9 protein-coding genes are annotated in these 12,118 nt (G+C 60.6%); 8 read left to right on the top strand and 1 reads right to left on the bottom strand.

Going from position 1 to position 12,118, the window contains the following annotated elements; translation table 11 throughout:
* Positions 1-2 precede the first annotated feature (2 nt).
* The 6 genes from H1B37_RS26520 (at position 3) to H1B37_RS26495 (ending at position 9,395) form a co-directional block, all read left to right on the top strand.
* Positions 3-512: a DUF1499 domain-containing protein gene (locus H1B37_RS26520; RefSeq protein WP_286178214.1), complete on the top strand. Its 510-nt coding sequence runs from the start codon at positions 3-5 to the stop codon at positions 510-512.
* A gap of 129 nt (positions 513-641) precedes the next feature.
* On the top strand, positions 642-4,214 hold the full coding sequence (locus tag H1B37_RS26515; RefSeq protein ID WP_182870295.1) for a PSD1 and planctomycete cytochrome C domain-containing protein: 3,573 nt from the start codon (positions 642-644) through the stop codon (positions 4,212-4,214).
* A 12-nt stretch (positions 4,215-4,226) separates the two neighbouring features.
* A complete protein-coding gene (locus tag H1B37_RS26510) occupies positions 4,227-5,699 on the top strand; it encodes a DUF1501 domain-containing protein (RefSeq protein ID WP_182870294.1) in 1,473 nt (490 codons plus the stop codon).
* A 133-nt stretch (positions 5,700-5,832) separates the two neighbouring features.
* Positions 5,833-7,218, top strand: a complete 1,386-nt coding sequence (locus tag H1B37_RS26505; protein WP_182870293.1) for an APC family permease — start codon at positions 5,833-5,835, stop codon at positions 7,216-7,218.
* Positions 7,219-7,394: 176 nt separating this feature from the next.
* The gene (locus tag H1B37_RS26500; RefSeq protein ID WP_182870292.1) at positions 7,395-8,537 is read left to right on the top strand and encodes a helix-turn-helix domain-containing protein; all 1,143 of its coding nucleotides are present in this window, start codon (positions 7,395-7,397) and stop codon (positions 8,535-8,537) included.
* A gap of 21 nt (positions 8,538-8,558) precedes the next feature.
* Positions 8,559-9,395, top strand: coding sequence for a class I SAM-dependent methyltransferase (locus H1B37_RS26495; protein WP_182870291.1), 837 nt, complete (start codon positions 8,559-8,561; stop codon positions 9,393-9,395).
* Between the two features lie 254 nt (positions 9,396-9,649).
* Here H1B37_RS26495 and H1B37_RS26490 read toward each other — a convergent pair whose 3' ends face one another.
* A complete protein-coding gene (locus tag H1B37_RS26490) occupies positions 9,650-10,348 on the bottom strand; it encodes a hypothetical protein (RefSeq protein ID WP_182870290.1) in 699 nt (232 codons plus the stop codon).
* Positions 10,349-10,549: 201 nt separating this feature from the next.
* On the opposite strand from H1B37_RS26490, the gene H1B37_RS26485 reads away from it, so the two are divergent.
* Both H1B37_RS26485 and H1B37_RS26480 read left to right on the top strand, forming a co-directional pair.
* Positions 10,550-10,762: a hypothetical protein gene (locus H1B37_RS26485; protein ID WP_182870289.1), complete on the top strand. Its 213-nt coding sequence runs from the start codon at positions 10,550-10,552 to the stop codon at positions 10,760-10,762.
* A gap of 61 nt (positions 10,763-10,823) precedes the next feature.
* On the top strand, positions 10,824-12,104 hold the full coding sequence (locus tag H1B37_RS26480) for a 6-phosphofructokinase (RefSeq protein ID WP_182870288.1): 1,281 nt from the start codon (positions 10,824-10,826) through the stop codon (positions 12,102-12,104).
* Positions 12,105-12,118 lie beyond the last annotated feature (14 nt).

The following is a 12,118-nucleotide window of genomic DNA, read 5'->3' as shown; positions in this document are numbered from 1 at the left end:
AATTGTCCGAGCGAACCGTCGCCGATGGAACCCCCAAAGGGAAAAGCAAGATGATCGGATGGATCACACTCGCGATCGCGGTCGGCATCACACTGGCGATCGTCGCCGCGGTGCTGTTGCGGGTCGACGATTGGAGTCGCGACTGGACACAGAACCGGGCCTCGTTGGATCCCGCGGCCGAGCGTCCAGGGCTACGGCCGGTGGAACTTGACGGCAGTGTCCAAGAGGTCGCCGATCAAATCCGCCGCTGGACGGAAACAGATTCCAAATGGGCCTGGATCTCCGAAACGCCGACGGGGGCCGAGAGCGACAGTGATCAGCGGCGAATCAAGCTGACACGCACGACCCCGCTGATGCGGTTCGTCGACGACATCCAGGTGGAACTCTCCCCAACCCCCGAGCGAGACAGTGTGCTGGTCACGGCAACCAGTCAATCGAGGATCGGAAAAGGTGATTTGGGGCAAAACCCCCGCAACTTGATCGAGCTGACGACGGCTCTGCGAGGGGGATGAGAAGGCGGAGTCAAATTCCGGTCGATCGACTATAATGAGAGTGGATTCCCGGCGTTTACCACGCTCTGGCGAGCGTAGGTACATTAAAGTGCCACTGGCCCTCCCCCCTTCCCGCCTTGCGTCCTGCCGATGCTGATTCGAATCTTTTTTGCCAACGTGTTGCTGATGTTGGTCGCATCGTCTGCTTTGCGAGCTGAATCGCCGGCCGCGTCGGGGCCGGATTTCGCCCGCGACGTACGTCCGATTCTTTCGGACCATTGTTTCGCCTGTCACGGACCGGACCAGCACGAGCGTCAAGCCGACCTGCGGCTGGACACCGCCGAGGGTGTCGCGGCGGTGATCGAACCCGGGTCGGTCGACGAGAGTGAGTTGATCGCGCGGCTGCGGAGCGATGACGCCGACATGCTGATGCCGCCGCCGGAGTACAACAAACCACTCAGCGAATCGCAAAAGAAGACGTTGGAAGCCTGGGTCGCCGCCGGTGCGGAGTTTCGCGGGCACTGGGCGTTCGAGCCGCCCGTCAAAGCGGATGTGCCTCCATCGGCAACTCACCCGATCGATCATTTCATCGACACCAAAGCGATCGACAAAGGCCTGACGCTGGGTGGTGTCGCCGACGACGCGGCGCTCTTGCGACGGCTGTGTTTGGATCTCACCGGTTTGCCGCCATCACGCATGCAAATCGAACAGCTCGCCGAAGGCAAACTGGATGTCGATCGACTGATCGACGAACTACTCGCCTCGCCGGCCTTCGGTCAACACTTCGGTCGTTATTGGTTGGACCTGGTCCGCTATGCCGATACCCACGGGTTGCACCTGGACAATTACCGCGAAATGTGGCCGTATCGCGATTGGGTGATCGATGCCTTTAACCAAAACATGCCGTTTGATCAGTTCATCACCGAGCAATTAGCCGGTGACTTGTTGCCCGACGCGACGCTGTCCCAAAAGATCGCCAGCGGATTCAATCGATTGAACGTCACGACCAACGAAGGCGGATCGATTTATGACGAAGTGTTCGCCCGCAACGTGATCGATCGAACCGACGCGTTCGGAACCGTTTTCTTGGGGATGACGACGCAATGTGCGGTCTGTCACGATCACAAGTTTGATCCGATTTCACAACGCGAGTACTACTCGTTGTTCGCGTTCTTCAACAGCTTGGACGGCCGGGCGCTGGACGAGAACAAAAAGGACCCGGCGCCGGTCGTCCGCGTGCCGAACCAAGAGCAGTCGGAGGAGATCGCGGCGCTGGATGAACAGATCCAGGAATTGCGTCGTGAGATGCGCGGGCCGATCGAGTCGGTCGACCAGGCCCAGCGTGCTTGGGAAGCGAGTTTGACCGTCAGAAGGGACAACGAAGATTCTGACAGATCCGACCGCACCGAAGTCCTGGTCCCGAGTGAAGTGCACGCCAAGTTCGGCACCGATTTGATCATTGAATCCGACGGTTTTGTCCGCGTCGGCGAGACGATTGCCGATCGCGAAGTACAAACCATCACTGCCACGTTGCCGCAGGAGTTGGCCGGCGGTGATTGGCAATCGCTGCAACTGGAGGTGTTACCGGACCCCAAAACCGACCGCGCCGGGGTCGCCGACAACGGCAATGCGGTGCTGTCGGAAATCGAAGTGGAAACACGCGCGAGTTCGCCGGTCGCGGAAAAGGGCTGGGAATCGCTGCCGATCCGATCGGCCGTGGCCGATATCGAACAGCCCGACGGCAGCTTTGCGATCTCATTTGCGATCGACGGGAAACAGATGTCCAACGAGGGCTGGGCGATCGCCGGGCATCAACAAACCGGCGGTCGGAACGCATCCTTTGCCGTTGCGGGATTGGTTGAGCGAATCGACCTCGGCCACGACCAGATTCGCGTTCGATTGAAGTTTTTATCGCAGTTCGCCAAGCACCAGTTCTATGCCGTCCGCCTTTCGCTCTCCGAAGGCCCCGTCGCGGTTCCGGTTGCGGATCAAATCACCGTTGGTGACCTGCATGCGGTCGGGCCGTTCCCCGTGGAGAGTTCCAACCCGGGGATCTATCGCAGTTTCGGATCGCAGCAGGGCGCGTTCAAGGCCGGTGAAACGTTCAAGTACGAAGACAAAACGTACCGCTGGGAAAAGCAAGACGACTGGGCGCCGGTCGCGATCCACTCGCTGCCCGTCGCCGGGGAAAGTGTCGCGGTGAATCTGATTCATCAATCGCTGACTTCGCCGAAGAAGCAATCGGTCGACTTGCTGCTGGGGACCAGCGACAGCCACGTCGTGTTCTTGAACAAAAAGCGAATCGCCCTGTCCGATCGCACCGGTCCGATCAACCCGCTCGGCAAGACGTACACGTTGGAACTGAAGAAAGGGCACAACGACCTGTACATCAAAACCGTTTCGCTCGGTCGCAATCCCCAGTTCGCTTACGCCTATCGCTCGCGGGCGATTCCGTTGCCCGATTCGATTGCCTCTCTGGCGGCGCAGCAGCCGAGTGATCGCACCGACCAGCAAGCGGCATCGCTTCGCACTTACTATCGCGAAGTCCAATGCACGCACCCGGATTGGACGGTGCTGCAAGACATGGTCAAGGGCGCCGAAGCGGCGAAGGAGAAACTGGCCGGTGAGATCGCGACGACCCTGGTTTGGAAGGAACTGGATCAGCCGCGCGAGGCCAAGATTCTGGTCCGGGGACAGTACGACCAGCCTGGGGAAACCGTCCAGCGACAGGTCCCGGAGTTCTTGCCGCCGATGGCCGACGACCTGCCGCGTGATCGATTGGGATTGGCCCGGTGGCTGGCTGCGCCGGAGCATCCGTTGACCGCACGCGTAGCGGTGAACCGTTTCTGGCAATCGATCTTCGGCAGCGGTTTGGTCAAATCCAGCGAAGACTTCGGCAGCCAGGGACAACCGCCCAGCCATCCCGAATTGCTGGATTGGCTGGCCGTCGATTTCATCCAGCACGGCTGGGACGTCAAACGTTTGGTCAAGTTCATGGTGACCAGTGAAGCCTATCGACGCGACGCCGCGGTCGATCCGCAGGACCTGGCGATCGATCCGGAGAACAGGTTTCTGGCTCGCGGACCGCGACATCGACTGGATGCCGAAGTGCTTCGTGACCAAGCCTTGGCGTTGGCGGGCTTGCTGAACCCACGGTCCGGCGGGCCGAGCGTCAAGCCGCCACAGCCCTCGGGGCTCTGGTACGCGGTGGGTTACACGCGCAGCAACACGGCCAACTTCAAAGCCGACGCGGAACTGGAAAAACAACTTCGCCGCAGCGTCTATATCTTTTGGAAACGCACCAGTGCGCCACCACAGATGTCGACGTTTGATGCCCCCAGTCGTGAATCGTGCACGGCGCGGCGCGAGCGCACCAACACGCCGCTGCAAGCGTTGTTGCTGATGAACGAACACCAGTACTTGCAGGCAGCCAAACATCTAGCAATTCGGCCCCACGAAGAATGTGATTCGGACGATGCGTCGGACAAGTTGGCGTGGTTATTCGAAACGGTGACCGCCCGCCGACCGGTCGACGCGGAAATCGACGAACTGGGTTCGCTGCTAGAGAAAGTCCGAAGACACTATGCCGACGATCCCGCCGCCGCGAAGGATCTTTTGTCAGTCGACGACATCACGTTTGACGCTCTGTCGCCGAGTGAACATGCCGCCTGGATGATGATCGCCAGCACGCTGTTGAACTTGGACGAAGTGGTCAATAAGTAGGAAACGGAAACGATGAATTTGAATGAACGATTGATCCGCCTGAACCGACGTTCGCTGTTTTCACAGTCCGCCGCGGGTCTGGGCGCCGCGGCACTGGCGTCGCTGGACGGACGATCCAACGCCGCACCGGCGAACAGCGATGACCGCGGATCGGCAGCCAAGGGCGGTCTGCCGGGACTGCCGCACCACCCGCCCCAAGCCAAACGCGCGATTTATTTGTTCATGTCCGGCGCGCCCAGCCAGATGGATCTGTGGGACCACAAACCGACCATGACCGACTGGTTCGACAAGGACCTGCCCGATTCGATCCGCCAGGGCCAGCGGTTGACGACGATGACCAGCGGCCAGGCGCGGTTTCCGATCGCACCGAGCATCTATTCGTTCTCACCACACGGCGACAACGGGACGATGGTCAGCGAATTGCTGCCGCACACGGCGAACCATGTCGACGAGATCGCGTTGATCAAATCGATGCACACCGAAGCGATCAACCATGACCCCGCGATCACCTACATCTGCACCGGCGACCAGTTGCCGGGGAAAGCCAGCTTGGGGTCGTGGCTCAGCTACGGCTTGGGCACCGAAAACGAAAACCTGCCCGACTTCTTGGTGATGACGGCGTCCTGGACCGGCCGAAAGGAGGCCCAGGCACTTTACAACCGGCTGTGGGGCAGCGGCTTCTTGCCCAGCAAGTACCAGGGCGTCGCGCTGCGCAGTGCGGGTGATCCCGTTTTGTACCTATCCAATCCCAAGGGCATCGATTCGAAACTGCGTCGCGAAATGCTCGATTCGCTGTCGCGGCTGAATCGGGTCACCGCGGAATCGATCGGCGATCCAGAAACCGAAGCCCGGATCGCGCAGTACGAGATGGCGTTTCGGATGCAGACCAGTGTGCCCGACTTGGCCAACATCAGTGATGAACCGCAATACATTTTGGACATGTACGGTGACGACGTGACCACGCCGGGCACGTTTGCCAATTGTTGCTTGATGGCGCGACGGATGGCCGAACGCGGCGTGCGGTTCACCCAGATTTTTCATCGCGGCTGGGACCAGCACGGCAACCTGCCCAAGGACTTGCCGAACCAGTGCAAGGACATCGACCGCCCCTGTTCGGCACTGCTAAAGGATCTCCGTCAACGCGGGATGATCGATGACACGCTGGTCGTCTGGGGCGGTGAATTCGGCCGCACGATTTATTGCCAGGGCAGCTTGACGAAAACCAATTACGGCCGAGACCACCACCCCAAGTGCTTCAGCGTGTGGTTGGCGGGGGCAGGAATCCAGGGCGGCGTGGTCCACGGCGCGACCGATGAATTCAGTTACAACGTGACCGAGAATCCCGTCCACATCCGCGATCTGAATGCCACGATCTTGCACTTGATGGGCATCGATTCGGACCGATTCACCTATGCCTTCAAGGGACTCGATCAACGATTGACGGGAGTTGAGGGCGGCGAAGTGGTGCGTGAGGTGTTGGCGTAGTGGGGTGGGATAGGCTTCCAGCCTGTCGACGTCCCTACTGATGTACGGCGTCCTTTCCAGGTCGTCGAGAAACAATGCCCGCGACCGCCCGGAAGGGCCGTCGTACTTGGAGACAGCTTTGTCGCATCCGAAAATGAACGCGTCCTCGGCGGCGGCGGTTGTCGCCGCCAGCATGATCGGCGCCGGTGTGTATACGACCAGCGGCTTCACGCTCGGCGACCTGGGCCAGCCGCATTTGGTGATCGCCGCCTGGGGAATCGGCGGTGTGATCGCGATTTGCGGGGCGTTGTGTTACGGGGCGCTCGCCCAGCAGTTCACCGAATCGGGCGGTGAGTACTTGTTTCTGGCCCGTGCGATTCACCCGGCTGCCGGGATGATGGCCGGTTGGGTTTCGCTGCTGGCCGGGTTCACCGGCGCGATGGCCTTTGCCGCGACGACGTTTGAATCGTACGTCCGGGGCGTCGGGATGGAATTGTTGGATGGATTGCCGGATCGGTCGATCGCGATCGGCTTGGTCGTGCTCGCCGCGGTGGTCCACAGTCTGGGGCTGAAACGGGGGACCCGGATTCAAAACGGGGTGGTCCTGGTCAAACTGGTGCTGATCGGATTGTTCCTGTTGATCGCCCTGAGCACGTTTTCGACGTGGCAGGGGGCAATGCCGGCATCGGTCGATTCACAGCCCGGCGATGCGGCGACATCGCCGGGGGAAACTGGCTGGGCGTTTGCATTGGTGTTTGCCAACGCGTTGACGTGGATTTCGCTCAGCTACAGCGGGTTCAACGCCGCGGTTTATTTGACCGATGAGATCGAGCAACCGACCCGCAACGTGCCGCGTGCGATGGTTGGGGGCACCGTCGCCGTGGCGGCGCTGTATCTGATGCTAAACATCGTGTTCGTCTATGCACCGCCGGCGTCCGAGGTGGTCGGTCGGCCGGATGTGGCGACCTCGGCCGCCGAAGCAGTCGGGCGACAAATCCAGTCGCGCGGATCGGATTGGGGGACATTGGTCGGGCCTTTGGTCCGAATCGCGATCCTGTCGGGGCTGGGCACGTCCGTCTTGGCGTTGATGCAGACCGGCCCGCGGGTGTATCAGAAAATGGCGGCCGATCGGCTGTTGCCGCGCTGGCTGGCCGGCCGAACAGGCGATGGGCAGATGGTAGGTGGGCCGCACGAGTCGCTGCCGACGATTTGGATCCAGGCGATCCTGGCGATCGTCGTGATTTGCATCAGCACGCTCCGTGAACAACTCGATTACCTGGGATTTACGCTGTCGATCTGTGCGGCCCTGTGTGGATCGTTGGTCTTTTTCTTCCGCAATCACGGGGTCTATCCGGTTCGCGTGCGGGGTTATCCGCTCGTTCCCGCAATCTATGTTCTGGGCACCCTGGGCATCGCGACACTGACGGCGATCCGCGTTCCCATGCAAGCGGCAGTGGGATTGGGCACGCTGGGCGTCGGAATCGTGGCGTACCTGGGATCCCGATTTGTGTGGGGTAGTCGGGCCTTCGGCGATCGGTGAAACTGTGGCCCCGGTCGGTCACGACCGGAACACTGGTCTTGGCATGCCGGGCCTGGAGGCGGAAAACCGGAGGTAAAGGCGGACCACCTGCGGAAAGAAAGCCCCCATAATGAATTCACGCGTCGTGCATCCTGCCCGACACCTTTTCACCGAAACCTTTCGAAATAGACGCGACTATGAGATACGCATTTCGCTTGGCTGAACTCTTGGGGCACACTCCCGATCGCCGCAAACGTCCGGGGACCATCAAGTCAATCGTTGAACACACCGGACTGGATCGCCATCAAGTTGCGTCGCTACTGAAGAACGAGGCGAAGTACATTCCGCTGGACGCCCTGTCGCGTCTGTGCGATTACTTGATCGACCAGGGTCACGCGACGGCGGACCAATTGCCCGGTGCGTTGTTTGCCGTTAACCCCGAGAATTTCTGGGAGCTGATCGCACGTCGAAGCGAGATTGAGATCATCGTAGGGGTCCGTGCGACCGATTCGGCCGCCACACCCGAAGGCGCCTCGGTCGTCGCCAGTGACTCGGTGTTGGTCGGAGAGGTCCTGAGCGGCGTTTCCACATTGGGCGGAGTCGCCAAGCACAAGGACCAGGACAACGGGGAAGGTGCCGGGCGTGAGGTTCCGATGCCCGATCGATTCCAGCAGACGCTGGTGTGGAGTCCCGGCCAAGTCGATCCGGCCGACGTTCGCCAGCGGGCCGACGAGGTGTTCGACGGGTTCGTCGACGCCACCGGTGACCGCGGCATGATCTGTATCGGCAGCATCAAGAGCAACCCGGTGGTCGAGCTGTTGTTTTCTGACGTGTTCGGCTGCACGCCGTTTGTGACCGAAGACGACGTCGATGACGTCTCGGCACGCTCCTGTCCGTTCTTCCTGCGTTATCGAGACTCCGACCCCAAGCCCGACAGCGCGTCGGCCGGCACGCGGCTGAGCAAAAACGAAGACGCGCCCGAGCCGGGGTTCTATTACGAAAAAGACGACGGAACCTGGGAATTTGCCGGCGGAAAAAACAAGGACACCGCAATGGTGTTCTACATTTACCGTGAAGCACTCGGTCGTCTGGACATGGTGCTCAGCGGGTTCTCCGGTCGTGCCACACGTTTGCTGGCCAAAACACTTGCCATCCGCGGCGAAGAGTTCTGGCCGCCGGTGTACGAAAAAGGCGGTGACATCATCGGCGCCTACCTGGTCACCTACGAGCAACCCGAAGACGAACAGACCCGCGACGACGCGCTGTTCAACCCCAGCGGTCCCGCCGAAATCATGCCGCTGCCGACCAAGGCCATCGCCCGTCGGCTGGCGCGGCGCTAACACCACGCTTGAATCCACAACATGGCAAAACGGAAATCCAAGTCGTCGCTTTCCATGGCGGCGACGGCGGACAAGTTCGACCTGTACGAAAAATCGGTTCAAACCCCGGAACATGAGGTCGAGTTTTTCGAACAAGCCTACCGCGAGGCGTACAAGCGGAAACCGCTGACGCTGCGAGAAGACTTTTGTGGGACCTTTGCCGTGTGTTGCAAGTGGGTCGCGTCGAGCCCCCGCCGGACCGCCTTCGGCGTGGACCTGTGCGACGAAACACTGCAATGGGGACGCGATCACAACCTGGCCAAGCTGAAACCGGCCCAGCAAAAACGCGTCACACTGCTGGAGCAGGACGTCCGCGACGGCAACACCCCGCCCGCCGACGTCCTGGCCGCGCAGAACTTTTCCTTCTGGATCTTCAAAACCCGCCCCGAAGTCGTCGAGTACTTCAAGGTCGCTCGCTCGCACCTGAACGAACAAGGCATCATGGTCATGGACATGATGGGCGGCGGTGAATGCTTCAACGAAGATCACACCGACAAGCGGACGATCAAGAAGGGCAAGAAGGGGTTCGACTATCACTGGAAACAGGAATCGTTCAACCCGATCACCGCCGACGCCAGCTTTTCGATCTCCTTCAAATTCCCCGACGGCAGCAAGCTGAAACGGGCCTTTGAATACCACTGGCGGTTCTGGACGATCCCCGAAGTCCGCGAGATGTTGGCCGAAGCCGGCTTCCGCGAAAGCCACGTGTACTGGGAACGCGAGAACGAAGAAGACCCAGAACTCGATGGCGGTTGGTATCGCTGTGGTTGTGCCGACAGCGACCCCAGTTGGATCTGCTACATCGTGGCGATCAAGTAGCTGTCGCCGCTTCGCCGGGGGCGTGCGGTCAATGCCACCTACACGATGAGCCGACGGCACTAGCCGCGGGCCTTGGATTGCCCTTGTCGCAAGGCCCATGGCTAGCGCCTACGGCTCAGCTTGTGATCGAAAGCGGCTCTTGGCAATCAATTCGGATCCTCACCCCCTGAGAAAGAGGGCGTTTGCGCAGCCAACAAACGCCAGAGAGGGACACGCCGCCGAAAGCTTTGGCGGCTTCGGCTACCGCCGGCCCCTCAGCGAGGTTTGGCGCGGGTCAGTTGCTCGAGCGACTTGAACAGCGAATCGACTTGACGGTCGGTCGGATCGGGGGCGATGGCGGTGTAGTAGCCGGGGGTGATTCCCAGTGCGGCGCGCATCGCGGCGGCGTGTTCGGGCGGCGCATCGATCATCTCGTTGACCATTTCGAAATCGCGATCCCAGAGCACGCGGTCGGCCAACAGTTCGACCAACCAACGCCAACGATCGACTTCCACCGATTCCACATCGATGTCAAAAACCGACGCCTCGTCCTCGTCCTGCGCCGACGATTCCTGCTGCACGACGTCGTCTTCTTCGTTTTCGCGATACGCATCCAGGGCCGCTTGTCGCCATCGGTAACGAAATTCCGCTGGCGAAACGGGCTGCAATTCGATCTCGAGTTCGATCTGCTGGGCCACGTTTTCATACACCGCCGCGACGGCCGCTTCGTTGACCCCGCTCAACTCCAACGTCTGCTCGGTTTCCTGCAACAGATTGGTCGCCAACAAGCCCAACACCGCGAGCTGTTGCTGCCAAGTCAATTCGTCGAACAACGTGACGCCGTAGGACCAGGGCTCCTCCTCGGTCTCACGACAGCTGGCCAATTCCTGCACCATGATGGCGAGCGAATCACGCACCAACTCCGCCTCCTCACCAACCAGGTAGCGGTCGCCAGATGGAGTGTGCCAAGTCATCGTCAGGTTCCGGAGCTTACCAACCGTGCGAAAGAGAAGAACGCCGCATCACTTGCCCGACGGAACCGCCAGGCAGGCCGGATGAAATCGACGCTGGGGAGATCTTGATTGATCGGACGGCCGACTGCAAGCTTTTCACGGCGGCGGGCATCCAACAGTGGCGAATCGGCTAGCACAGGGCTGTTTCGGATTGCCCATTCTTTGCGTTTTTACGCGGCAATCGTGTTGATTTTGGCAAAAGACCAGAAAATCGGCGCGGCCGACGCGGTAATCTGGGTGACTTTTCCGCCCCTCAGCCCCCTGATTGTCGTGCCCAAAGCCACCGAAACGTGTAAACGGCTTGGCGGTCAACGCGGCATCTCTAAAATCTTCCCCGGACGACCCGCGTTCACCTGCACCGAACCGACGGCCTGAATTGACGGCCCGAACCGATAAATCAACCTCCCCTACATCCCCCTGTCGAGAAATGAACACCATGCCCGACCATCACACCCTGGACATCAAACGCGTTGCCATTTTGTTTGCCGGAGGCCCCGCGCCGGCTGCCAACGCGGTGATCTCGACGGCTGCGTTCTCGTTTCTCGAAGAAGGCTCGCAAGTGTTTGGGATCAAACACGGCTACAGCCGCCTGGCCGACTACACCGCCGCCGGCCCGCTGCAAGAAGGCACCGATTACCTGCGATTCACTCACGAAACGCTGACGCACGCCCGCAGCAGCCGCGGGATCATGATCGGGACGGCGCGGACCAATCCTGGAAAACATGTCAGCAGCCCCGAACACCTGAAAGACCCCGAGCTGGTCGCCCCGCTGCGACGGGTCTACGAAGGCCTGTGCTCGCTGGAAATCGACGCGTTGATTTCGATCGGCGGCGACGACACGCTGAAGACCGCCAACAAGCTGAAGATGTTTCAGGACAACCTGCCCGGTGACGCACGTCGGTTCCCGGTGATCCACTTGCCCAAGACGATCGACAACGACTACAGCGGCATCGATTTCACGTTCGGATTCTTCACCGCCGTGGAAACGCTGGCCGAAGAGATTCGCAACTTGAACTACGACGCCGCGGCCGGCAGAGCCTATTTCCTGTGCGAAGCGATGGGACGCAGCGCCGGATGGTTGGCCTATGGCGCCGCGATCGCTGGTGAAGGCAGTATGGTGATGAGCGTCGAGGACATCGCAGACGATTTGGCCGCCGAAGAAGTCGACCCGGAAACCGGCAAGCCGCGAAAGATCATGGTGCTGGACAAGGTGATCGACAAAATGGTCGACATGATGGTCGCCCGCGAACGCGAAGGCCGCCAGTACGGCACGATCGTCGTCGCCGAAGGCTTGGCCGAGTTCTTGCCGGCGGAATACCTGAAAGGAGTCTCGCGCGACGATCACGGCCACATCAACATTTCCGCAATCAACCTGGCCGCACTGTTGAGCGGCTTGCTGGCGGACGCCTACACCGCGCGAACCGGCAACCAGCGCAAAGTCAACGGCCTGCAACTCGGTTACGAGTCGCGATGTGCGCCGCCGCACGCCTACGACGTGATGCTGGGGTCACAATTGGGCGTCGGTGCCTACCGCGCCTTGGTCGAAGAAAAACTCAACGGCGTGATGGTTTCGGTGTCCGGCCAACTGGACCTGCATTACGTGCCCTTTGAAAAACTGGTCGATCCCAAAACGCTCGTCACCAAGGTGCGATTCATCGAACGGGGCAGCGACTTCCATCGCCTGGCTCGTTTCCTGGAAACCTGCACCGACAGCTGAGGCCGACCGCTGGG

Origin of the sequence: Stieleria mannarensis, from assembly GCF_014154935.1 — a bacterium.
GTDB classification, from domain to species: Bacteria; Planctomycetota; Planctomycetia; order Pirellulales; family Pirellulaceae; genus Stieleria; species Stieleria mannarensis.
The sequence above is the reverse complement of the archived record's forward strand: the minus strand, read 5'-3'. Positions and strand labels throughout refer to the sequence as shown.

Bases quoted from the DNA above. Each gene is read 5' to 3' on its own strand.
- H1B37_RS26515 (WP_182870295.1), top strand. From the start codon at position 642: ATGCTGATTCGAATCTTTTTTGCCAACGTGTTGCTGATGTTGGTCGCA.
- H1B37_RS26510 (WP_182870294.1), top strand. From the start codon at position 4,227: ATGAATTTGAATGAACGATTGATCCGCCTGAACCGACGTTCGCTGTTT.
- H1B37_RS26505 (WP_182870293.1), top strand. From the start codon at position 5,833: ATGAACGCGTCCTCGGCGGCGGCGGTTGTCGCCGCCAGCATGATCGGC.
- H1B37_RS26500 (WP_182870292.1), top strand. From the start codon at position 7,395: ATGAGATACGCATTTCGCTTGGCTGAACTCTTGGGGCACACTCCCGAT.
- H1B37_RS26495 (WP_182870291.1), top strand. From the start codon at position 8,559: ATGGCAAAACGGAAATCCAAGTCGTCGCTTTCCATGGCGGCGACGGCG.
- H1B37_RS26490 (WP_182870290.1), bottom strand. From the start codon at position 10,348: ATGACTTGGCACACTCCATCTGGCGACCGCTACCTGGTTGGTGAGGAG.
- H1B37_RS26480 (WP_182870288.1), top strand. From the start codon at position 10,824: ATGCCCGACCATCACACCCTGGACATCAAACGCGTTGCCATTTTGTTT.